The sequence below is a fragment of the Pseudomonas sp. UBA6310 genome (genome assembly GCF_002438225.1).
Lineage (GTDB): Bacteria > Pseudomonadota > Gammaproteobacteria > Pseudomonadales > Pseudomonadaceae > Pseudomonas_O > Pseudomonas_O kuykendallii.
The window spans coordinates 78,761-99,649 of record NZ_DJTK01000035.1; the positions used below are offsets into that span (position 1 = coordinate 78,761).

At 65.8% G+C, this 20,889-nt stretch carries 19 protein-coding genes and 1 tRNA gene; 13 read left to right on the forward strand and 7 right to left on the reverse strand.

Annotation, left to right across the window (positions count from 1 at the left end; all coding sequences use genetic code 11):
* The first annotated feature begins 184 nt into the window (after positions 1 to 184).
* From B3E91_RS08285 to B3E91_RS08295, 3 genes are all read left to right on the forward strand, one after another.
* Entirely contained in the window at positions 185 to 628 is a 444-nt protein-coding gene (locus B3E91_RS08285; protein ID WP_287029028.1) for a pilin, read from the forward strand.
* A gap of 66 nt (positions 629 to 694) precedes the next feature.
* Positions 695 to 2,410 (forward strand): O-antigen ligase family protein, encoded by a 1,716-nt coding sequence (locus tag B3E91_RS08290; RefSeq protein WP_287029029.1) that lies wholly within the window; start codon positions 695 to 697, stop codon positions 2,408 to 2,410.
* Positions 2,411 to 2,517: 107 nt separating this feature from the next.
* Positions 2,518 to 2,593: transfer RNA gene (locus B3E91_RS08295), tRNA-Thr, on the forward strand.
* Between the two features lie 52 nt (positions 2,594 to 2,645).
* Here B3E91_RS08295 and nadC read toward each other — a convergent pair.
* Positions 2,646 to 3,494 carry a carboxylating nicotinate-nucleotide diphosphorylase gene (nadC, locus tag B3E91_RS08300; RefSeq protein ID WP_287029030.1) on the reverse strand — a complete coding sequence of 283 codons (849 nt, stop codon included), beginning with the start codon at positions 3,492 to 3,494 and terminating at the stop codon, positions 2,646 to 2,648.
* A 295-nt stretch (positions 3,495 to 3,789) separates the two neighbouring features.
* Between nadC and B3E91_RS08305 the strand changes: the two genes are divergently transcribed.
* The 4 genes from B3E91_RS08305 to B3E91_RS08320 all read left to right on the forward strand — a co-directional run bounded on the left by B3E91_RS08305 (position 3,790) and on the right by B3E91_RS08320 (position 9,898).
* On the forward strand, positions 3,790 to 6,093 hold the full coding sequence (locus B3E91_RS08305) for a DUF1631 domain-containing protein (protein WP_287029031.1): 2,304 nt from the start codon (positions 3,790 to 3,792) through the stop codon (positions 6,091 to 6,093).
* Between the two features lie 181 nt (positions 6,094 to 6,274).
* Entirely contained in the window at positions 6,275 to 6,835 is a 561-nt protein-coding gene (gene ampD / locus B3E91_RS08310; protein ID WP_273232409.1) for a 1,6-anhydro-N-acetylmuramyl-L-alanine amidase AmpD, read from the forward strand.
* Entirely contained in the window at positions 6,832 to 7,665 is an 834-nt protein-coding gene (gene ampE, locus B3E91_RS08315; RefSeq protein WP_273232412.1) for a regulatory signaling modulator protein AmpE, read from the forward strand. Before ampD ends, ampE begins: the two co-directional genes overlap by 4 nt.
* 202 nt (positions 7,666 to 7,867) lie before the next feature.
* Entirely contained in the window at positions 7,868 to 9,898 is a 2,031-nt protein-coding gene (locus tag B3E91_RS08320) for a methyl-accepting chemotaxis protein (protein ID WP_287029034.1), read from the forward strand.
* A gap of 45 nt (positions 9,899 to 9,943) precedes the next feature.
* Here B3E91_RS08320 and B3E91_RS08325 read toward each other — a convergent pair whose 3' ends face one another.
* Positions 9,944 to 10,726 (reverse strand): TatD family hydrolase, encoded by a 783-nt coding sequence (locus B3E91_RS08325; RefSeq protein ID WP_287029036.1) that lies wholly within the window; start codon positions 10,724 to 10,726, stop codon positions 9,944 to 9,946.
* Entirely contained in the window at positions 10,726 to 11,727 is a 1,002-nt protein-coding gene (gene cra / locus B3E91_RS08330) for a catabolite repressor/activator (RefSeq protein ID WP_287029037.1), read from the reverse strand. Before cra ends, B3E91_RS08325 begins: the two co-directional genes overlap by 1 nt.
* A gap of 141 nt (positions 11,728 to 11,868) precedes the next feature.
* Between cra and ptsP the strand changes: the two genes are divergently transcribed.
* The 3 genes from ptsP to B3E91_RS08345 all read left to right on the forward strand — a co-directional run bounded on the left by ptsP (position 11,869) and on the right by B3E91_RS08345 (position 17,493).
* Complete coding sequence (gene ptsP, locus B3E91_RS08335) at positions 11,869 to 14,754, forward strand: phosphoenolpyruvate--protein phosphotransferase (RefSeq protein WP_287029038.1); 2,886 nt, start codon at positions 11,869 to 11,871, stop codon at positions 14,752 to 14,754.
* A complete protein-coding gene (pfkB, locus tag B3E91_RS08340) occupies positions 14,754 to 15,698 on the forward strand; it encodes a 1-phosphofructokinase (protein ID WP_273232426.1) in 945 nt (314 codons plus the stop codon). The genes ptsP and pfkB overlap by 1 nt, the downstream gene beginning before the upstream one ends.
* A 61-nt stretch (positions 15,699 to 15,759) precedes the next feature.
* Positions 15,760 to 17,493 carry a fructose-specific PTS transporter subunit EIIC gene (locus B3E91_RS08345; protein ID WP_287029039.1) on the forward strand — a complete coding sequence of 578 codons (1,734 nt, stop codon included), beginning with the start codon at positions 15,760 to 15,762 and terminating at the stop codon, positions 17,491 to 17,493.
* 66 nt (positions 17,494 to 17,559) lie between these two features.
* Here the strand turns inward: B3E91_RS08345 and B3E91_RS08350 are convergent, their stop codons facing one another.
* The 4 genes from B3E91_RS08350 to B3E91_RS08365 form a co-directional block, all read right to left on the reverse strand.
* Positions 17,560 to 17,775 (reverse strand): hypothetical protein, encoded by a 216-nt coding sequence (locus B3E91_RS08350; protein ID WP_287029040.1) that lies wholly within the window; start codon positions 17,773 to 17,775, stop codon positions 17,560 to 17,562.
* Between the two features lie 109 nt (positions 17,776 to 17,884).
* Positions 17,885 to 18,574, reverse strand: a complete 690-nt coding sequence (locus B3E91_RS08355) for an energy-coupling factor ABC transporter permease (RefSeq protein WP_287029041.1) — start codon at positions 18,572 to 18,574, stop codon at positions 17,885 to 17,887.
* Positions 18,571 to 19,038, reverse strand: coding sequence for an FAD/FMN-containing dehydrogenase (locus tag B3E91_RS08360; RefSeq protein WP_287029042.1), 468 nt, complete (start codon positions 19,036 to 19,038; stop codon positions 18,571 to 18,573). The genes B3E91_RS08355 and B3E91_RS08360 overlap by 4 nt, the downstream gene beginning before the upstream one ends.
* Positions 19,035 to 19,460: a GNAT family N-acetyltransferase gene (locus B3E91_RS08365; RefSeq protein ID WP_287029043.1), complete on the reverse strand. Its 426-nt coding sequence runs from the start codon at positions 19,458 to 19,460 to the stop codon at positions 19,035 to 19,037. The genes B3E91_RS08360 and B3E91_RS08365 overlap by 4 nt, the downstream gene beginning before the upstream one ends.
* Positions 19,461 to 19,623: 163 nt before the next feature.
* Here B3E91_RS08365 and B3E91_RS08370 point away from each other — a divergent pair, with 163 nt between their 5' ends.
* From B3E91_RS08370 to B3E91_RS08380, 3 genes are read left to right on the forward strand one after another with little or no spacing between them, the layout of a single operon-like run.
* Positions 19,624 to 20,058, forward strand: a complete 435-nt coding sequence (locus B3E91_RS08370; RefSeq protein WP_287029044.1) for a thermonuclease family protein — start codon at positions 19,624 to 19,626, stop codon at positions 20,056 to 20,058.
* A gap of 26 nt (positions 20,059 to 20,084) precedes the next feature.
* Positions 20,085 to 20,594, forward strand: a complete 510-nt coding sequence (locus B3E91_RS08375) for an MOSC domain-containing protein (RefSeq protein WP_287029045.1) — start codon at positions 20,085 to 20,087, stop codon at positions 20,592 to 20,594.
* A gap of 26 nt (positions 20,595 to 20,620) precedes the next feature.
* Complete coding sequence (locus B3E91_RS08380) at positions 20,621 to 20,794, forward strand: DUF3094 family protein (protein ID WP_090226340.1); 174 nt, start codon at positions 20,621 to 20,623, stop codon at positions 20,792 to 20,794.
* Positions 20,795 to 20,889: the final 95 nt, after the last annotated feature.

The window sequence follows — 20,889 nt, forward strand, 5'->3', positions numbered from 1 at the left end:
AAGAGGGGGGGGCTGCCAAATTGGAGAGCAGGTGATGACAAAAAATGTCAGGTTCGGACATTGTGGGTGGGTATTCAAAGCAGGAAGGCGCCCAAACCAGCTTAAAGTAAGCCTGTGCGTTTTGGCATGGAAGCTGCTTTAGCTTGCCCAGGCTTCGAGGCCTGACAACTAAGGACACTAATCTATGAACGCTCAAAAAGGCTTCACCCTTATCGAGTTGATGATCGTCGTTGCGATCATCGGCATTCTGGCAGCCGTTGCTCTGCCGGCTTATCAGGATTACACCGTACGTGCCCGCGTTACCGAGGGCTTGAGCCTGGCGTCTGCTGCGAAGACCACTGTCGCTGAAAACGCGGCGAATGGTAGTTCGAGCCTGGCCTCTGGTTGGTCTCAGCCTGCGGCTACTCCCAATGTGACTTCTGTGGTCGTGACCTCGCAAACGGGCGTAATCACCATTACTTACACCTCCAAGGCGGGCGGCGGCACCCTGGCGCTCACCCCCACATACGGCGCTGGAAGTACTGCACTGGCGGCGGGAACTATTCCTACCGATGCAATCAAGTGGACTTGTGCTGGTGGTGCTTCGAACCCGCTCGACGCGAAGTATCGCCCGGCTGAGTGTCGCTAAGCGTTGTCACACAAAAAAGGCTGAGCTTGCTCGGCCTTTTTTATGTCTAAAGGATGAGAGGGTCTGGTGAGTAGATTTTTTGTAGTCCCACTGTTGTTTTCTTTCCTGGCTCTGCCTTTCCTTCTTTTCTTTCATGTATTTCCATTCGCTGATTTGCCAAGCTATTTCTTTTCTTCGTCGATGGTTGCTCTGGGCTTTGTGTTTCTGGTTGCCGTCAATGGCAGGCTTAAATATCCAACTTTTTTATCGGTACTGGCTGTCTTTCTTTTCCTGCTTGTTTTCCTTTCGGTTCTCGGACGTGGTGTCGCGGCTGACTCCCGCGTCTTGTCTCTCTACACGTTAGTGGTAGTACTCTCTGGTTTTTTGGCCTGTCGCCTCAGTCGCAGTGTTGAAAATTACTATGTTTTGCTGGCTGGCGTAGTTCTGTCAGGCGCTGTGCTTCAGGCGCTGGCGGCAATAATCCTGCACTATGGGTTGATGCATGACACGTTGGGGCGGTGGATGCTGCCTGCATCGTTTCGTATGACGGGTCTGGTTGCACAGTCTAATCTACTGGCGTTGTGCGTGTTCTTCGGTTTTGTGTCGGCGATCTATCTGTACCTTTCTCGTTTGATTTCTTTGGGTTTTCTTTGTGTATTGTCAATTCTTTTCGGTTTTGTAATAGCCGGGAGTGGGTCGCGGGCAGCACTGCTCTATACGTTTTTCAGTTTCCTTGTCCTTTGCAAGTTTGTAGTTTTAGGCGTGGGCTCGCGTCAGTTGAAAGGGTTGGCTTTCGCTTTTTTCCTATTGCTGTTCGGTGTGCCGCTATATTTTCAGGTCGACTCCTATCTTCAGTCTTTTCTTTACGACCTTGGCTACGTTGGCCGCCAGTCGACTGTGCAAGTAGCGCGTGATTACACGGCGGTAAACTTCAGGTTGTCGGAGTGGCGCAAAGCGCTGACGATGATGATCGATAACCCACTGTTGGGTGTGGGCTTCGGAAACTATGGGCAACGCGGTTTCTGGATGGGTGTCCATTATCCCTGGGCTGTGGCGGAGGGCTCTTTTGCTACTCATTGTCATAACTTGTTTTTACAGCTTGGCGCCGAACTGGGCGTGGTTGCGTTTCTAGCTGCGATTGCCTTCGCAGGATTCGTCATTTACAGCGTTGCGCGTCTTCAAACTAGCCCCGAGAAATGGCTGGTGCTGTCCATCGGTGGGGCGTTTGCTGTCAATGCAATGCTCGAATTTGCCTTATGGGACATCCACTTCGCGGTTTTTCTGGTTTTCGTGTTGCTGCCGATTTTTCGCCAGGATCGCGTCTTGGCTATTGGTCCGGTGGTCCGCGGGGTGGCTGCTGTTGGGGTTTTCGGGCTATGGGCCATGGTCTCCTTGAGTACGGCAGACATTTATAAAAAGTCTCTCGTTTACAACTCTGGACCAATCGATCAACTCGGCGCCTTTGATCTTCGGGTTGCAGCCGAGGACTCGCTCTGGGGGCGGGAAATTGGGCTTTTGCAGATCACCAATATTCCGATAATGGCTTCTGAGTTGGCGTATCAGGACCCGTTTACCAAACAAATGATGGACTGGCGGCCCGTCAACTTGACTGTTTTGCGGCGGATGCAGGTGGTCGCAATAACGGGCGGATGGGAAGAGTTGGCGGTGTTGGCGGACGCTGTTGCCAAAAACTACCTGGGAGATGCGGCGGCAATCCGCCGGGAGGTACTGCGGCAACCTGGAATCGATCGCGCGCTCGTAGCGAAGGTTCTGGATAAGTACATCCCTGAGCAACCGAAGTGATCGCCAGGCTGGCGATGCAGGGCGAGGCGTCACGCTACCCTGCTTCGCTTGCGGCAGGCCTGCCAAGATTGAATATAAATTCCGACAGTGCTAATTTCCCGCCCGCTGCCGGTGTAGCTCAGTAGGTAGAGCAGCGCACTCGTAACGCGAAGGTCGCAGGTTCGATTCCTGTCTCCGGCACCAGTCCATCTGCAAAGCCCCGAATAGCGGGGCTTTGTCGTTTCTGTGGTGTGGATTACAGGCTCAGGCGCATCGACAGGTCGACGGCTTTGATGTCCTTGGTCAGCGTGCCGAGGGAGATGTAGTCGACGCCGGTTTCGGCGATGGCGCGCAAGGTGGTGTCGTTGATACCGCCTGAAGCTTCGAGCTTGGCTTTGCCATCGGTGAGGCGTACCGCGGTGCGCATGTCGTCCAGGCTGAGTTCGTCGAGCATGACGATGTCTGCGCCGGCATCGAGCGCTTCCTTCAGCTCTTCCAGGTTTTCCACTTCTATTTCCACCGGTTTGCCCGGGGCGATCTTGTGCGCGGCGGAAATGGCGGCGGCGATTCCTCCGCAGGCGGCGATGTGGTTTTCCTTGATCAAGAATGCATCGTAAAGGCCGATACGGTGGTTATGGCAGCCGCCACAGGTGACGGCGTACTTCTGCGCCAGGCGCAGGCCTGGGAGCGTCTTGCGGGTATCCAGCAACTTGACCCGGGTGCCCGCGACCATATCGGCATAGGTGCGGCTGCGGGTGGCTACGGCGGAAAGAGCCTGGAGGAAGTTCAACGCACTGCGTTCTCCGCTGAGCAGGGCGCGTGCGGGACCTTCGAGATGGAAGAGCGCCTGGTTGGGCTGGACGCGTTCCCCGTCGCTGACCTGCCAGTGCACGGCGACGCGCGGATCGACCAGGCGAAAGACCGCATCGACCCAGGCGCTGCCGGCGATGACGGCTTCGTCGCGGGTGATGATGGTCGCATGCGCCATACGTTCGGCAGGGATCAACTGTGCAGTGATGTCGCCATTGCCGATGTCTTCACTCAGTGCGCGTCGCGCGTTGGCTTCGATTTCGGCGGTGAGATCGGCGAGGGCGAGGTTTGGCATGGTTGGCTCCGGTGCGGGAATGGCCGGATTATAGGGGCGCGGAGCGATGCGGACTATGTGCATGACCTTACGGCATTTTTTTGTATTTCAATGGTCGTATAAAGATTGCCGTCCAGCTGTAAACAGCTTACATCTGTGACAGAGGTCCGTATCTGAGAAGACGGTGCTTGGTTGCGTCACCTGGTGTCGATAAGCTGTTGTTACATTGACGCCATGAGATTGACGTTACGGATGACGCCAGTTCCACGCCGGGCAAATGCGCACCCACCGGTGCCTTGTCCGCAGGAGAGACGTAATGAAGAACGACGCGAAGGTAGTACAACTCGGCAAGACCCTACCTGAGGCCTCGCAGTCCGCAGGGCGGTTGCCGTTCGCGCTCGCCAAGGTCCGCGACAAGTCTGCGCAGCAGCTGAAGGTCGCGCTGCAGGCGTTGTTCGATAACGCCGACGACACGCTGTTCGAGATGGCCGATCGGGCTACCAGCAATGCCGAGCAGAATTCCTTCTTCGAGGCGATGCGGGACCTTCGGCTGAAGCGAAAGAGCATCGAGCGGGGCTTCCTGGAGAAGCTCTTCGCGGCCTTTGCCAATCTCAATCAGTATGAAATCGGCAAGGCGCCGCAGCTCGATTCGGTATCTTTCGACAGCCTCACGCTCGTGCAGAACGATGAACTGGAAGAGTCCGTGGCGATCGACACGATGGTGGCCAAGGTCATCAGCCGCGCCAGTCGGCCGCTCGGGCACCTCACGACGCGTCTGAATACCCAGGTCAGCAAGAAGCTCGAGGACAAGACCAATCCGCTGGGGCCCGCGGCGCTGTGCGAGTTCTTCCTCGACGCCTGCCGCAGCCTCGGCGTGGAAATCCGCGTCAAGCTGATTGTTCTCAAACTTTTCGAGAAGTACGTGCTGAGCAGTCTCGATGAGCTCTATGTCGAGGCCAACGATTCGCTGGTGGCCGCTGGCGTGTTGCCGGATCTGAAGAACGCCTCGCAGCAACGCCGCCAGCAAACCCGTGGTTCGTCCAGTCGTGGCTATCTGGCCGACGGCGATGCGCGTCCGTTCACCAGCGGCGAAGGGTTCTCCGGCGATGTTCAGGAGGCGTTCGGCGTGCTCCAGGAGTTGCTTTCGCAGACTCGCGGCAGCATCAGCTACCACCGCGAAGTGCCCGCGGATGCGATGCCGATTTCCAGTCACGACCTGACACGCCTGCTTTCGCACCTGCAGCACCAACAGCCGGCGCAGCAGGTGACCGATGAGTTCGACCTGCGCCAACAGCTCGAGCAACTGCTCAGCCGCGCCAGTGCCAAGAGTGGCCGGGCGCGGGTGGTGGGCGAGGTGGACGAGGACGTCATCAACCTGGTTTCGATGCTTTTCGAATTCATCCTCGACGACCGCACCCTTCCCGATTCGCTGAAGGCGCTGATCGCGCGCCTGCAGATTCCGATGCTCAAGGTCGCCGTGCTGGACAAGACCTTCTTCAGCCGCGGCAGCCACCCGGCGCGTCGGCTGCTCAACGAGATCGCTTCGGCGTCGCTCGGCTGGGGCGATCAGGATGATGCCCAGCGCGACAGCCTGTATCAGAAGATCGAGAACATCGTGCAGCGCCTGCTGAACGACTTCACCGATGATCCGGTGATCTTTTCCGAGCTGCTTTCCGAGTTCATCGCCTTTACCGGTGACGAGCGCCGCCGCAGCGACCTGCTCGAGCAGCGCACTCGCGATGCCGAGGAAGGGCGTGTGCGTGCCGAGCTGGCGCGCCATCAGGTCGAGCGCGCGCTCAACGACCGGCTGCTTGGCAGGACCCTGCCGGAAGTCGTGGTGCGCTTGCTGCAGGAGGCGTGGAGCAAGGTCATGCTGCTCACCTACCTGAAGAGCGGCGGCGAGTCCGAAGAGTGGAAGGCCGTGCTGTCAACTATGGACGATCTGGTCTGGAGCGTGGAGTCCCACGAGGAACCCGAAGACCGCCTGCGCCTGCTCGAGCTGGTTCCGGGGCTGCTCAAGTCGCTGCGCGACGGGCTGACCAGCGCCGCGTTCGACCCGTTCTCCACCGGCGAGTTTTTCAGCCAGCTGGAAGCTCTGCATGTCCAGGCGTTCCAGCGCTTCAAGCGACCGGAGCCGGAAGGTGAAGGCGAGGGGGAAAGCGCGCTGGCAGAGGGCGAGCAGAACATTCTCGACCTCGATGCGGCGGCCCAGGACGACGCGGACGAGGACCTGATCCTCGCCGAACTGCCGCAGATGGTCGAAGTGGTCGAAGAGATCGTGCTGCTGGCGCCGGGCGAAATCCGTGCGCCGGAGCCGGAGATGATCCTGCCCGACCACGACGAAGCCTTTATGCAGGTGGACAACCTGCGGGTGGGCAGCTGGGTGGAAATCCAGGAAGACTCCGACCACAAGCTGCGTTGCAAGCTGGCCGCGATCATCAAGCCGACCGGCAAGTACATCTTCGTCAACCGTACCGGCATGAAGGTGCTGGAGAAGACGCGGATGGGCCTGGCCGTCGAGTTCCGTCGTGGCGCGGTACGTCTGCTGGACGACGCCCTGCTGTTCGATCGGGCGCTGGAGTCGGTAATCGGCAACTTGCGGCGGCTCAAGGGCGCTTAGTTTCCTCGCGCTTGAATCAAGGCCCGGATGAGGGGCACCCAGGGAGAGGCTCTCCGAACGGTGCGATTCTTCCGGGCTTTTGCGTTTCTGGCCTTTGGACATGCGCGGGGCGCTTCCACGCGTCAGGCTTTGCGTGGGTCTGGAGCCTGCTCTAGAGTGGCGACTCGTCGAGGAGTCCCCCATGCACCTGGATCCGCACAGCGGCTGGTTCGAAGGCGTCCGGCATTGCCCTTCGCCCAACTTCAACGCTCGCCCGTCCGGCGAAATATCCCTGCTGGTCATTCACAACATCAGCCTGCCGCCGGGCCAGTTCGGAACCGGCAAGGTGCAGCAGTTCTTCGCCAATCAACTGGTCGCGGACGAGCATCCCTATTTCGCCGATATCTGCTCCCTGACGGTTTCCGCGCACTTCCTCATCGAGCGCGATGGCGCGGTGTTCCAGTTCGTCTCCTGCCGCGACCGGGCCTGGCATGCCGGAGTGTCGCGCTTCGAGGGGCGCGAGAACTGCAATGATTTCTCCCTCGGCATCGAACTCGAAGGCACCGACGACCTGGCCTACAGCGACGCCCAGTACGCCGCGCTGGCGACGCTGACTGGTGAGCTGCGAAGGGCCTATCCGGCCATCCGCCCCGAGCGCATCGTCGGCCACAGCGACATCGCGCCTGGCCGCAAGACCGACCCCGGCGGCGCCTTCGACTGGCCGCGGTTGCGCGCGGCACTGACAGAGGAGTCAACGCAATGAGCTTTCTGGTACTGCTGCTCGCGCTGCTGGTGGAAAAGCTGTCCGGCGTGCGCCACCGCATCCAACGTGATGGCCTCTGGTTCAGGCTGCTGGCGCGGATCGACTCCGGCACCGACGCGGGCGCGCCGTGGCTGCGGCTGATCCTGCTGGTCCTGCCGCCGCTGCTGGTCTTGGCGCTGGTGCTGCTGATCCTGCAACCGCTCGCCTATGGATGGCTGGCTCTGCCGGTGCATCTGCTGGTGCTGATCTATAGCCTGGGGCGCGGCGACGTGCAGAAGTCCTGCGGCCCGTTCCGCGATGCCTGGCGCCGTGGCGACGCCGTGGCAGCGGAGCTGGTGGCCGAGCGCGACATGGGCATCGAGGCCTGCGAGCCGGGTTCGCTGCTGCGGCGCGTGCAGCGCTACCTGTTGTGGCAGGGCTATCAGGGTTTCTTCGCCGTGATCTTCTGGTACGCGCTGCTGGGGCCGGTGGCGGCGCTGGGTTACCGGCTGGTGGCGCTGCTCGCCGAGCAGGCGCAAGGCCCGGCGCTGCGTGAGCGTGCCGTCCAGCTGCGCCACGGCCTCGATTTCGTCCCCGCGCGGGTGCTGGTGGCCAGTTTCGCGCTGGTCGGAAACTTCATCGCCGTCAGCCGTGAGCTGCTGCACGAGCTGCTCAACTGGAACCTTCCTGCCGAGCAGTTGCTGGAGCGGGCGGGGCGGGCGGCCGGCGATCTCGGCGAGCCGTTGGTCGGCGAGCCGGGGGTCGCCAGCCTCGACCTTCTCTGGCAGCTACTGGTGCGTTCAGCCGTGCTTTGGTACGCCGCCCTGGCGATCCGCGCGCTGCTCCTGTGAGCCTGAGTTACGAGGTGCAACCTGCGTCTGGTGAATGATGGCAAAACGCTTAACCTTAAGTTACAAATCGCAACGCCGATATCAGGTATACAGGCTTCGCGGCTGCCGGCTGCGCCCCTGAAAGTGCCTGGGTAGCTGCAGCGCCCATTCAGCGAAAACTGCTGTTTCTCCGCCGACCATAAAAATAATCGGGAGAATTCGATTGAAGACCATTCTGTACCCGGCGATCGCCCTGATGAGCCGGCTGAGTTTCGCGATGAAGTTCAGCCTGATCAGCGTGATGTTCTTCCTGCCGATGCTCGTCACCAACTTCTATCTGGTGCGCGACTCCTACGATCAGTTCATCGGTACCCGCATCGAGCTGGACAGCCTCGACCTGCTGGGCAGGACCCTCAACATCCAGCGCGACACCGAGTCGCTGAGCAACCTCGTCGAAATCAATTCGCTGATCGGCCAGTCCGGCAACGCGGGCGATGTCGAGCGGCGCATCAGTCAGTTACAGGACACCTTGGTGGAAACCATCGGCGCGCTGCAGTCGGCGGGCGGAACCGCCCAACAGGTCGAGGACTTCAACGCCAAGCGCGATGAACTGCTGGCCGGCTTGAAGGCCGCCCAGGCGGAAACCTCGTTGCAGAACAAGTCGGCGCTGGTCGACCAGCAGCTCGGGCGCGTGCAGGCCTTCATCGCCTTCGTCGCCTCCGATGCGGGGCTGAGCCAGGACCCGGACCGCTCGGTGCGCCAACTGACCGAACTGGTCACCACCTCCACGCTGAAAGTCACCGATACCCTGGGCGCGGCCCGCGCCACCGGCAGCTACTCCCTCGGGCTGGGCTTCCTCAACTCGGCGGCCAGCAACCGCATGGACGACCTGATCGCGGTCCTGGAAAAACTCGACGGCGAATACGCCGTGGCGCTGGAAAACGCGCTGTCCACCAGTGCCGGCGCGCGCGCGGCCCTTCAGGGTCTGGCGCAGGCGAGTCGTGGCAGCCTGAAGGAGTCCAGCACGCTGATCGAAGACAAGATCACCGTGGCCGATACTCTCGATACGCCGTGGCCGGAATATTACGAAGACCTCAGCGCGCAGATGGCCAAGTCGTACCAGTTGAGCGATGCCGCGCTGGGCTTTCTCGAGAGCGAACTACAGCAGCGCCTGGCCGAGCATCGCCGGCAGATGGTGCTGCTGGTGGTGGCGTTGATCGCGGTGTTCCTGCTGATCGGCTACCTCTACGGCGGTTTCTACGTGTCCACGCGCAGCACGCTCAAGAGCCTCGGCCGGGTGATGGACAAGGTGGCCTCCGGCGACATGACCGCCAGTTTCAAGGCGCAGACCTCCGACGAACTGGGCGAGTTGGGCCAGGTGTTCAACGGCACCGTGGTGAAGATTCACGACCTGATCCAGCGGGTCGGGCTGACCGTCGTGGAGGTCGAGCGCCAGGCCGATCGCGTGGAGGTGGTGTCCGGCGAAAGCAACCAGGCGGTGGCAGGGCAGCGCAGCCAGATCGAGCAGGTCGCCACGGCGATGAACCAGATGTCGGCCACCGCCCAGGAGGTCGCGCGCAGTGCCGCCGCGGCGGTGGACAGCGCCCACAGCGTCAATGAGGAAACCGTCAGCGGGCGCGAACTGGTCGAATCCCAGGTCGGCAGCATCCAGCGCCTCGCCGGCGAGATCGATCAGTCGGTGCTGGTGATCAACCAGCTGGCCAGCGACAGCCAGTCGATCAGCCGTGTGCTGGATGTGATCAAGGGCATCGCCGAGCAGACCAACCTGCTGGCGCTCAACGCCGCCATCGAAGCGGCGCGGGCGGGCGAGCAGGGGCGCGGCTTCGCGGTGGTCGCCGACGAGGTGCGCAACCTCGCCAAGCGCACCCAGCAGTCCACCGAGGAGATCGAGCAGATGATCGCCCGGCTGCAGGGCGGAGTTGGTGCGGCGGTGAAGGCGATGAGTGCCAGTCACCGCATGGCCGACGGCACCGTGGATGAGTCCGGCCGCGTGCAGCGCGCGCTGGGGAACATCCTCGGCGCGGTGGGCATGATCGTCGATCAGAACCAGCAGATCGCCGCGGCGGCGGAGCAGCAGACCGCCGTGGCCCACGATATCGATCAGAACATCGTGCAGATCAACCAGGCCGGCGAGCGCACCGCCGAAGGCGCGAGCCAGACCGAGCGGGCCAGCCGCGAATTGTCCGAGCTGGTCGGCGATCTCAAGCAGCTGATCGGCGCCTTCAGGGTCTAGCGGGCGACGCTGGCAGGCCCGGCCCCGGCAGCGCTGGCCCAGCCTTCAGGATTTCCAGCCGAACAGTTCGCAGCTGTTGCTATAGCTCGCGGCGGCCAGTTCCTCGGGGCTGACACCTCTGATTTCCGCCAGCGCCACGCAGATGTCCGGGAGGAATTCCGGGCTGTTGCGCTCGCCGGCGTGGGCGTGCGGGGTGATGTCCGGGGCGTCGGTTTCCAGCACGATGCTGTCCAGCGGCAACTGGCGCAGCACCTTGTGCATGCGCAGGGCCTGCGGCCAGGTGCCGGCGCCGCCGAGGCCGAGCCTGAATCCCAGCCTGATGTACTCGCGGGCTTCCTCGTAACTGCCGCTGAAGGCGTGGGCGATGCCGCCGCGTGCCGGCCGGAGGCGCTTGAGCGTGGCCACCACCGCGGCATGGGCGCGGCGCACGTGCAGCAGTACCGGCCGCTCGAACTCGTTGGCCAACTTCAGCTGCGCCTCGAAGAGCTCCTGCTGGCGCGGCTTGTCCGGGTTCTCGATGTAGTAATCCAGCCCCACCTCGCCGATCGCGCAGAGCCGATCGTCACCGGCCAGGCGCTTTAGCCACTCGCGCAGTTCGGCGAGATGCTCCGGGCGATGCCTGTGCAGGAAGGCGGGGTGCAGGCCCAGGGTCGCGTACAGCCCCGGCTCGCGGCTTACCAGATCCCAAAGGCGCTGCCAGTGCGCCTGGTAGACGCCGATGATCACCTGCCGCTCGACGCCGCGGGCGCGGGCGCGTTCGAGCACGGCGGCACGATCGTCGTCGAACGGCGGGAAGTCCAGGTGGTTGTGGGTGTCGATGAGGCGCATCAGCGGGCGCCTTCGCCAAGGCTGCGCTGCTTCAACACCCGTGGAATCGCTTCCAGGCCCGGTTGGTAGGCGCCATGCTCGATGGCCTGGAGCGCCCAGTGAAGAATCCGCTCGGCGAGCCGCTCGTGCTGCTGGGAGATCGCGTTGACCCGCAGCGGCAGGAAATCCAGCAAGCGGGTGTCGCCGAAGGTCGCCAGGCGCGGTGGCGGCACGTCCGGCGAGTCGTGCTGCAGCGCCTCCAGTACACCTTCCAGCAGTACGTAGGCGGTGGTGATCAGCGCGTCCGGCATCGGCCCGCCGCGCAGCAGCGCCTGCATCTGTTCGCACCCGCACGCGCGACTGAACTCCGCGCCGTGCAACACGCTCAGCTTGCCGGCGAAACCGTCCAGGCCCTCGCGAAAGCCCGCCTCGCGTGCCTGGCTGATGGGCAGCTCGGGGCGCGCGCCGATCAGCGCCACGTGCGCGGGCAACGGGTCCAGCAGGGTGCGGGTGAGCAGTGCGCCGGCCTGCTGGTCGTCGCTGACCACCGAGCGAATGTGCCGTGGGTCGAGCGCGCGGTCGAGGGCGATCACCGGCAGGCCGGCGTCGACCAGTTGCGCGTAGGTCGGGTCGTCCTGCGGCAGGCAACTGGCGACCACCAGCGCGTCGCAGCGCCGCGAACGGAACAGTTCGACCAGCTGGCGCTCGCTGTCCGGCTCGTCGTCGGAGCTGGCGATCAGCAGCTGGTAGCCGACCGCCCGCGCGCGCTGTTCGAGGAACTTGGCGGTACGCGCGTAGCTGGGGTTTTCCAGGTCCGGAATGATCAGGCCCAGGCAGCGGCTCTGGCCGCGTCGCAGGCCGGCGGCCTGCTGATCGGGACGATAACCGTAGCGCTCGACCACCTCGCGCACCCGCGCCACGGTGGCGGCGCTGATTCTGCGCTGCACCGCCTGGCCGTTGATCACGTAGCTGGCGGTGGTCACGGACACCTCGGCCAGGCGGGCGACATCGCTGAGTTTCACGGTGGGCGGAGTCCTTGTGGTCAATACTGCTGGGTGGGCCGGGCTTCAAAGCTTCACCCATTCTGGGGTAACGTGCCAACCCTTGATGAAACGATTCAGCAGGCGGCCTGTCTGACATTGGCCGTCGTAGAGGACCCGTACATGCTCGAATTGAATGCCGCGCACATCCAGATGCAGCAACGCGCACCGGACAAGCAGGCCGCGCTGCGCAACCTGGCCGACACGCTGGTCGCGGATGGCCTGGTGATGCCCGGCTATCTGGCGGGCATGCAGGCGCGCGAAGCGCAGGGCTCGACGTATCTCGGGCAGGGCATCGCGATTCCCCACGGTACGCCGGACACCCGCGACCAGGTGATCAGCACCGGGGTGCGCCTGATGCAGTTTCCCTCGGGCGTCGACTGGGGCAATGGCCAGCGCGTCTATCTCGCCATCGCCATTGCCGCGCGCTCCGACGAACACCTGCAACTGCTGCAGATGCTCACCCGCGCCCTCGGCGAGGGCGATCTCAGCGAGGCGCTGCGCGATGCGCCGGATGCCGAGGCGCTGGTCGCCCTGCTGCGCGGGGCACCGCAGGAGCTGGCGCTGGACAGCCAACTGGTCGGCCTGGGACTCGCCGCCGAGGATGCCGACGACCTGGCCTGGCAAGGCATTCGCCTGCTGAAGAAGGCCGGCTGCGGCGGTCCCGGATTCGCCGCCGGACTGCTGCGCGAGCCACCGCTGCCGCTCGGCGACGGCCTCTGGCTGCTGCACGGCGAGGAGGGCGTCAGCCTCCCCGGACTGGCTTTCGTCACCCCGGAAACTCCGCTGCAGCATGACGCCCAGCCGCTTGCCGGGCTGTTCTGCCTGGCCAGCCGCGGCGAGGCGCAGCGGCAGACCCTCGAGCGCCTGTGCGACCTGTTGATCGAGGGGCGCGGGCATGAATTCAGCCAGGCCACCTCCAGCCGCAGCGTGCTCGAAGCCCTTGGCGGCGAGCTGCCGGTGGACTGGCCGTCGCGGCGTATCGTCCTGGCCAACGCCCACGGCCTGCATGCGCGTCCGGCGAAGGTGCTCAGCGAACTGGCGCAGTCCTTCGATGGCGACGTGCGCGTGCGCCTGCCCGGCGATCCCGGCCGCGGCGTTTCGGCGAAAAGCCTGAGTCGCCTGCTGGCCCTCGGCGCGCGCCGTGGCCAGGCGCTGGAGTTCATCGCCGAGCCGTCGATCGCCGCCGATGCGCTGCCCGCCGTCGAGGCCGCGTTGCGTGCCGGGCTGGGCGAAGAGGTCGAGCCGCTGCCGGAAACGCCCGTCGCCCCGCCGCCCAGCATCGAGGCGCGGGTGTCGCTGGCGGCCGAAGTGTCGCCACCGCTGGCGCCGGCGGCTGGCGCACGCATCCAGGCGGTCGCCGCCGCACCGGGCATCGCCATCGGGCCGGCGCTGGTGCGCGTGCCGCTGAAGATGGATTTCCCGCAGCGCGGCCAGGGCCTGGCGGTCGAGCGTCAACGTCTGGCCCAGGCACTCGATGAGGTGGTGGCGCAGATCCAGGCGCTGGTGGAGCGCAGCAGCGAGGCCAGCATTCGCGAAATCTTCATCACCCACCAGGCGATGCTGCGTGACCCCGCCTTGCAGGAGGACGTTGGTGTGCGCCTCGACGAGGGCCTCAGCGCCGAGGCAGCCTGGATCGGCGAGATCGAAGCCACCGCGCAGCGCCAGGAAGCCCTGCACGACGCTCTGCTGGCGGAGCGCGCGGCGGACCTGCGCGACATCGGCCGGCGCGTGCTCGGCCACCTGCTCGGCGTCGAGGCGCCGGTCGAACCTGAACAACCCTACATCCTGGTGATGGACGAAGTGGCGCCTTCGGACGTCGCCAGCCTGGATCGCGACCGTGTCGCCGGTATCCTCACCGCGCGCGGCGGCGCCACCGCGCATTCGGCGATCATCGCCCGCGCGCTGGGCATTCCCGCGGTGGTCGGCGCCGGCGAGGCGGTGCTCGCGCTGGCGCCGAACACGCCGCTGCTGCTGGATGGCGAGCGCGGCACCCTGCGCGTGGCGCCGGATGCGCAGGCCGTGGAGATCGCCCGGCGCCAGCGCGAAGCCAGCCTCCAGCGCCAGGCCCGCGCCGACGCTGAGCGCCTGCAACCGGCGGTGACCTTGGACGGCCGCGCCGTGGAGGTCGCCGCCAACCTCGGCGACACCGCCGATACCGCCGCCGCGGTGGAGCAGGGCGCCGAAGGCGTCGGCCTGCTGCGCACCGAGCTGGTGTTCATGCAGCACGCCTCGGCGCCGGAACAGGCGAGCCAGGAGATCGAATACCGCCGCGCGCTGGATGCCCTCGACGGTCGCCCGCTGGTGGTGCGCACCCTCGACGTCGGCGGCGACAAGCCGCTGCCGTACTGGCCGCTGCCGGCGGAGGAAAACCCGTTCCTAGGCCTGCGCGGCATCCGCCTCAGCCTGCAACGCCCCGAGGTGCTGGAAACCCAGCTGCGCGCGCTGTTCGCCTCCGCCGAGGGTCGCCCGCTGCGGGTGATGTTCCCGATGGTCGGTTTCGTCGAAGAGTGGCGCGCGGCGCGTGACATGGCGCTGCGCCTGCGCGAGGAAATCCCGGTCGCCGATCTGCAACTGGGGATCATGGTCGAGGTGCCGTCGGCGGCGCTGCTGGCCCCGGTGCTGGCGCGCGAAGTCGACTTCTTCAGCATCGGCACCAACGATTTGACCCAATACGCGCTGGCCATCGACCGCGGCCACCCGACGCTGTCGGCGCAGGCCGACGGGCTGCATCCGGCCGTGCTGCGACTGATCCAGATGACCGTCGAGGCGGCGCATGCCCACGGCAAGTGGGTCGGCGTGTGCGGCGAGCTGGCCGGCGACACCCAAGCGGTGCCGGTGCTGGTCGGCCTGGGCGTCGACGAGCTGAGCGTCTCGGCGCGCTCCATCGCGCTGGTCAAGGCGCGGGTGCGCGAGCTGGACTTCGCCCGTAGCCAGCTCTTCGCCCAGCAGTCGCTGAATCTGGAAAGCGCCGCCGCCGTGCGCGCGCTGGTGGAGGAGCACTTCTGATGGCACGCGTACTGACGATCACCCTCAATCCGGCGCTCGATCTCAGCGTGCGCCTGGATCGCCTGCAGCCCGGCGCGGTGAACCGCAGCCTGGGCTTCGCCAGCCATGCCGCCGGCAAGGGCCTCAACGTCGCCCAGGTCCTCGCCGACCTCGGGCACAAGGTCAGCGTCGCCGGTTTTCTCGGCACGGCCAACGCGGCGGCCTTCGAGACGCTGTTCTCGCGGCGCGGCTTCGTCGACGCCTTCGTTCGCGTTCCGGGCGAAACGCGCAGCAACATCAAGCTGGCCGAGGCCGATGGGCGCGTCACCGACCTCAACGGGCCCGGTCCGCAGGTCGACGCCGCGCACCAGGCCGAACTGCTCGAAGAACTCGAACTGATCGCTGCCGGCCACGACGCCGTGGTGGTGGCCGGCAGCCTGCCGCAGGGCGTCACGCCCGAGTGGTTCGCCGCGTTGCTGCGCACCCTCGGCGCCCGTGGCGTGCCGCTGCTGCTGGACAGCAGCGGGCCCGCGCTGCGTGCCGGGCTGGCCGCCGCGCCCTGGATGATCAAGCCGAACGAGACCGAGCTGGCCGAGGCCTGCGGCGGTTCGGCGGATTCGTTGGACGACCTGCAGCGCGCCGCCCTGCGCCTGCGCGGGCAGGGCATCGAGCACGTGCTGCTGTCGCGCGGGGCCGAGGGGGTCTGCTGGATCGGCCCGGACATCGCCCTGCAGGCGCGCCCGCCGAAGGTCGAGGTGGTCAGCACCGTCGGCGCCGGCGATTCGCTGCTCGCCGGCACCCTGCATGGCCATCTCAGCGGCTGGCCGGCCGAACGCAGCCTGCGCCTGGCCACGGCGATCGCCGCGCAGGCGGTGACGCAGCTGGGCTTCGGCATCCATGACCGCGAGCAACTGGCGCGGCTGGAGCGCGAGGTGACGATCGAAGCGCTGGAGGCTCCGCAATGAGCATGCAGCAGACAGTGGCCGGGCAGTTCAGCCCGCCTACGCAACAGGAATCGAGGTACCCATGAATCTGCTGATCGTCACCGCCTGCCCGAACGGGCAGGTCACCAGCGTGCTCTGCGCCCGCTTGCTGGACGCCGCGGCGCAGCGCCTGGGCTGGACGACGCGCGTCGAAGTGCACGATCCGCGCGCCATCGGCTCGCCGCTGAGCGACGCCGACATCGCCGGCGCCGACCTGGTGGTGGTGGTGCGCACCGGCGAGCTGGCCCTGGGGCGCTTCGTCGGCAAGCGCGTGGTGCAGTCGACGCCCGCCGAGGCGCTGCAGAACCCGCGCGAGTTCCTCGAACGCGCCGCCGCCAGCGCCCAGGTGCTGGAGCAGGCAAGCGCCGCCGGGGTGAGTGCCGGGAAACCGCGCCTGGTGGCGGTCACCGCCTGCCCGACCGGCGTCGCCCACACCTTCATGGCCGCCGAAGCGCTGCAGCAGGCAGCCGGCCAGCTCGGCTACGCGCTGCAGGTGGAAACCCGGGGTTCGGTGGGCGCTCGCAACCTGCTGGACGAGGCGGCCATCGCCGCCGCCGACGTGGTGCTGCTGGCCACCGACATCGAAGTCGATACCGCCCGCTTCGCCGGCAAGAAGGTCTACCGCTGCGGCACCGGCGTCGCCCTCAAGCAGCCGCAGCAGACCCTCCAGCGCGCCCTCGCCGAAGGCAAGCCGCTCGCCGCCGCGGCAACCGACGGCGCCGCCGCCGGCAGCGAGCAGGGCAAGGCCGGGCCCTACAAGCACCTGCTTACCGGCGTGTCCTACATGCTGCCTATGGTGGTCGCCGGCGGCCTGCTGATCGCCCTGTCGTTCGTCTTCGGCATCGAGGCGTTCAAGCAGGAAGGCACGCTGCCCGCGGCGCTGATGCAGATCGGTGGCGATGCGGCGTTCAAATTGATGGTGCCGCTGCTGGCCGGTTACATCGCCTATTCGATTGCCGACCGTCCGGGCCTGGCGCCGGGGATGATTGGCGGGCTGCTGGCGAGCACCCTCGGTGCGGGTTTCATCGGCGGCATCGTCGCCGGTTTTCTCGCCGGCTATTCGGCCAAGGCCATCGCCCGCTGGGTCAGATTGCCGTCCAGCATCGAGGCGCTGAAGCCGATCCTGATCATTCCGCTGCTGGCCAGCCTGTTCACCGGCCTGGCGATGATCTACGTGGTCGGCAAACCGGTGGCCGGCATGCTCGCCGGGCTGACGGCGTTCCTCGACACCATGGGCACCTCCAACGCGGTGCTGCTCGGCCTGCTGCTCGGCGGGATGATGTGCGTCGACCTCGGCGGCCCGATCAACAAGGCGGCCTACGCGTTTTCGGTCGGCCTGCTGGCGTCGCAAAGCTACGCGCCGATGGCGGCAACCATGGCCGGCGGCATGGTGCCGCCGATCGGCATGGCCATCGCCACGCTGCTGGCGCGGCGCAAGTTCGCCCAGAGCGAGCGCGAGGCCGGCAAGGCCGCCGGCGTGCTCGGCATGTGCTTCATCTCCGAAGGGGCGATCCCGTTCGCCGCCAAGGACCCGCTGCGGGTGATCCCGGCCAGCGTCGCCGGTGGTGCGCTGACCGGGGCCTTGTCGATGGCGTTCGGCTGCAAGCTGATGGCGCCGCACGGCGGGCTGTTCGTCCTGCTGATCCCCAACGCGATCAACCACGCGCTGCTCTACCTGCTGGCGATCGTCGCCGGTAGCGTCCTGACCGGGGTGATCTACGCGCTGATCAAGCAGCCCGAACCGCAGGCGCTGGATGTTCAGGGCGAAGCGGCGTAGGGAGGAACGCCTTGCGCGCCGTCCGGTCGATCACGACGGGCGGTGCCAGGGCCGGAGGAGCGGCGATCAAGGCCGCATGAAGGCGTAGTCGCGTTCCTCGTCGAGGTTGTCGGCGAGGAACGTCAGTTCCTGCGCCAGGTCGGCGAGGCTGCGCGTCTGCTTGCTGCGCTCGACCACCGCGCTGAGCAGCGTGCGCAGCGCCATCGCCTCATCCAGGCCCGCCGTCCGGGCCAGCTCCAGTTCCCGTTCGAGGGCCTCTCGTGCCCATGCATATCCGCCCATGTCTTCTGCCTCTTGGAATGAGTGAGGGCTCATCTTCGAGGCCATCGGCGTTCGGCGGTTGATGCAGGTCAAACCGCTGCGCGGGATGCGGCGGGTGAATCCTGGCTCATCAGCGGGGTCGCTCGTCGTCCTTCCACGGTGCTTGCAGGTATCGGCTGCGGTTGAAGGTTTCCAGCCACTCGGGGCAGAACACCACCAGCGCGGTGACCGCCGTTCCGTTGATGAACGCCTCGGGGAACATGATCAGCCACAGATAACCGGCGAAGTCGTCCAGCCAGGGCGGCATCGGGAACAGCCCGTCGACCCAGAGCACGCCGAGCGCGGCGAGCATGCACAGCAGCGCGGCCAGCGCCGCGGGAAAGAACCCGGAGAAGAAGATGTAGACGAACAGGTTGCGTGGTTGCGCGCGTTCCACGCGCAACGCGCAGAGTTCGGTGACCAGCACCGGCAGCGCCACCAGCAGGACGCCGTTCATGCCCAGTGCCGCCAGGTCCTGGCGCCCCATCGCGACCAGCGCGAGCTGGGCGACCAGGCCGCAGAGCAGCGCCAGCGGCCAGTCCAGCAGCAGGGTCACCGCGGTCATGCCGAGAAAATGGAAGGACAGCCCTGAGTCGAAATCGCGTCGCACCAGCCAGAGCAGGAACAGTCCGAGCGCGGTGCCGAACAGCAGATGCTGGCGCCGGGCATCGCTGAACAGTTCCAGCCACGGCGCCCGCCACGTCGCCCAGGCGATGACCGGCGCATAGATCGCCCATCCCAGCAGCGTGCTCTCCGGCGACAGCAGCGCCGCGCCGATCATGGCGTGAGCCGCTGCAGCGCCGCGCTCAACTGCCCCGCGTCGGTGAACGACTGGCGGCTCAGCAGCCGCCGGCCATCGAGCTGCAACCAGAGCACGGCATCGGCCGCAGGCTCGTAGCGCGGGACGATACGCGCCTCGCGGTCCAGCAGCACGCGGTAGGGGTAGTCGCGCATGGCCGGCACGGCGAACAGCTTCGCGACCAGCGAGGGCATGCGGCTGATATCGGCGAGGAACACTGCCCGGCGCTGCTCCAGGTAGCCCTTGGGTTTATCCGCCAACGCTGCTTCGACCAGCTTGGCGCCGGCCATGTCACGGGCCACCAGCAGCACCCGCAGGTCATCGGCGAGGGTATAGGGCTGCTCGTACTGATCGAGCAGCGTCCAGGGCGCCAGTGGCTGCGTTTCCTCGGCGGCCTGCAGCAGGGCGGGAAAGAGTGCGGCGCAGAGCAGAATCCAGACTTTCATGGGTGATGTCCTTGCATGGAGTAAACCTCGATATCGTCGCGCCGTTCCCAGTCTTCCTGCGCCTGCCAGAACGCCAGCGCCTGGGGCGCATCGCGCAGGACGAAGACATGGCTCTTGTGGATGCCCAGGCGCGCCAGGCGGGCGAGCGTCTCATCGAGCAGCGCTCTCGCCAGCCCGCGACCGCGGTACGCCTCGTCCACCACCAGGTGCTGGAGGTAGCCACGGCGGCCGTCGTGCCCGGCCATCAGGCAGGCCACCGGTCGCCCTTGCGCTTCGACCAGCAGACTCAGGCCGGGGTTGCGTGCAAGGTAATCGGTGAACGGTTGCAGCGCGTCCTCGGGGCGAATCCGTATGCCCGGCGTGCGCTGCCACAGCGAAAGCAGCGCCGGGTGATCGGAAGGGACGGCGGAACGAGGTTTCATGGGGGCTCCAGGACTTTTCGCGATGGTCGGGAGGCCGGCTCATCGGGTGGGCGTGGGGCGCCAGTTTACTGTGTTGGCGCGCGCGCCACTGCGACCACCGGCCGCTGCTTTTGCCGGCGCAGTCGATTAGAGTCGCCTTCCTTCTGGCAGTCCCGTTGTCGCCATGCGTTCGTTGTTGTTGTGCTTCATCCTGTTGTCCGGCCTGTGTTACACCCTTTCATCGATCGCCGCGGAAGGTCCTTACGGCAAGGTCCGCCTGGACGAGATCATCAGCATCTACGATGGCGATACCTTTCGCGCGACCATCCGTGACTGGCCCGCCGTGATCGGCCACCGGGTGCCGGTGCGCATCGCCGGTATCGATACCCCGGAGCTGCGCGACAAGCGTCCCGCCGTGCGCGCGCTGGCGCTCCGGGCCAAGCAGTTCAGCGTGCAAAGGCTGCGCGCGGCGCGCTACGTCGAGTTGCGCAACATCCGCCGCGACAAGTATTTCCGCCTGCTCGGCGATGTCTGGGTCGACGGCAACGACCTGGGCGCGATGCTGATTCGCGCCGGCCTGGCGAAACCCTACGATGGCGGCACCAAGAGCGTCTGGTGACGCCCTGACCCATGGAGCGCATGACGATGCGTGAACGCAGCCCGCTGCACACCCTGCTCGCCGCGGTTCCCCAGCAGGGGTGCGTGCGCTGGATCGGCGTGCGCCCGGCGTCGCGCGGCGAGGTTCTGCAGCCGGACGTCGTCGAGGCGCGGCGCGATGCCGGCCTGACCGGCGACCACGCGCGCCCGGGCCCGCGCAATGCACGGCAGGTCACCTTCATCCAGTGGGAGCATCTGGCGGTGATCGCCAGCCTCATCGGGCGCGATATCGCGCCGGCGGAGCTTCGGCGCAACATCGCGGTGAGCGGGATCAACCTGTTCAGTCTGAAGAGCCGCCGCTTCCGCATCGGCGAAGCGGTTTTCGAGACCACCGGCTGGTGCCAGCCGTGCGCGCGTCTGGAGGAGAACCTCGGGCCCGGCACCTTTCAGGCGGTGCGCGGCCACGGCGGCATCACCGCGCGGGTGCTGCACAGCGGCATCATTCGTCTGGGTGACACGCTGATCGTCGAGCCGTTGCAGGAAGCGCAGCTAGACTGAAGGCGAACCCGAGCGAGGCCGGCAGCATGTCCAAGCGATTGAGCGACGAAGACCAGCGCCGCGTAGACGAATACCTGAGTGCGCCGCAGCATCGCGTCGAGCGCAAGCCGTTCCGGCCGTGGTTGCTGCTGGCTGTGGTACTGATCAGCGTGATCGGCATGGGCCTGATCAGTCGCCTGCTCAGTCTGCTGGTGCTCTAGGAGGGGCGTTGCGAACGAACGGTGGGGTTGCCCGGTGTGGGCGTTTCATCGTTCGAGAGGTGCGGAGAAGAAAATGGTGGGTCGTGTAGGATTCG

Excerpts from the sequence above, each read along its gene's own strand:
- ampE (WP_273232412.1), top strand. The coding sequence starts at position 6,832 with ATGAGCTTTCTGGTACTGCTGCTCGCGCTGCTGGTGGAAAAGCTGTCC.
- B3E91_RS08345 (WP_287029039.1), top strand. The coding sequence starts at position 15,760 with ATGAATCTGCTGATCGTCACCGCCTGCCCGAACGGGCAGGTCACCAGC.
- B3E91_RS08285 (WP_287029028.1), top strand. The coding sequence starts at position 185 with ATGAACGCTCAAAAAGGCTTCACCCTTATCGAGTTGATGATCGTCGTT.
- nadC (WP_287029030.1), bottom strand. The coding sequence starts at position 3,494 with ATGCCAAACCTCGCCCTCGCCGATCTCACCGCCGAAATCGAAGCCAAC.
- B3E91_RS08365 (WP_287029043.1), bottom strand. The coding sequence starts at position 19,460 with ATGAAACCTCGTTCCGCCGTCCCTTCCGATCACCCGGCGCTGCTTTCG.
- pfkB (WP_273232426.1), top strand. The coding sequence starts at position 14,754 with ATGGCACGCGTACTGACGATCACCCTCAATCCGGCGCTCGATCTCAGC.
- B3E91_RS08380 (WP_090226340.1), top strand. The coding sequence starts at position 20,621 with ATGTCCAAGCGATTGAGCGACGAAGACCAGCGCCGCGTAGACGAATAC.
- B3E91_RS08305 (WP_287029031.1), top strand. The coding sequence starts at position 3,790 with ATGAAGAACGACGCGAAGGTAGTACAACTCGGCAAGACCCTACCTGAG.
- B3E91_RS08360 (WP_287029042.1), bottom strand. The coding sequence starts at position 19,038 with ATGAAAGTCTGGATTCTGCTCTGCGCCGCACTCTTTCCCGCCCTGCTG.
- B3E91_RS08370 (WP_287029044.1), top strand. The coding sequence starts at position 19,624 with ATGCGTTCGTTGTTGTTGTGCTTCATCCTGTTGTCCGGCCTGTGTTAC.
- ampD (WP_273232409.1), top strand. The coding sequence starts at position 6,275 with ATGCACCTGGATCCGCACAGCGGCTGGTTCGAAGGCGTCCGGCATTGC.
- ptsP (WP_287029038.1), top strand. The coding sequence starts at position 11,869 with ATGCTCGAATTGAATGCCGCGCACATCCAGATGCAGCAACGCGCACCG.
- B3E91_RS08325 (WP_287029036.1), bottom strand. The coding sequence starts at position 10,726 with ATGCGCCTCATCGACACCCACAACCACCTGGACTTCCCGCCGTTCGAC.
- B3E91_RS08355 (WP_287029041.1), bottom strand. The coding sequence starts at position 18,574 with ATGATCGGCGCGGCGCTGCTGTCGCCGGAGAGCACGCTGCTGGGATGG.
- B3E91_RS08350 (WP_287029040.1), bottom strand. The coding sequence starts at position 17,775 with ATGGGCGGATATGCATGGGCACGAGAGGCCCTCGAACGGGAACTGGAG.
- B3E91_RS08375 (WP_287029045.1), top strand. The coding sequence starts at position 20,085 with ATGCGTGAACGCAGCCCGCTGCACACCCTGCTCGCCGCGGTTCCCCAG.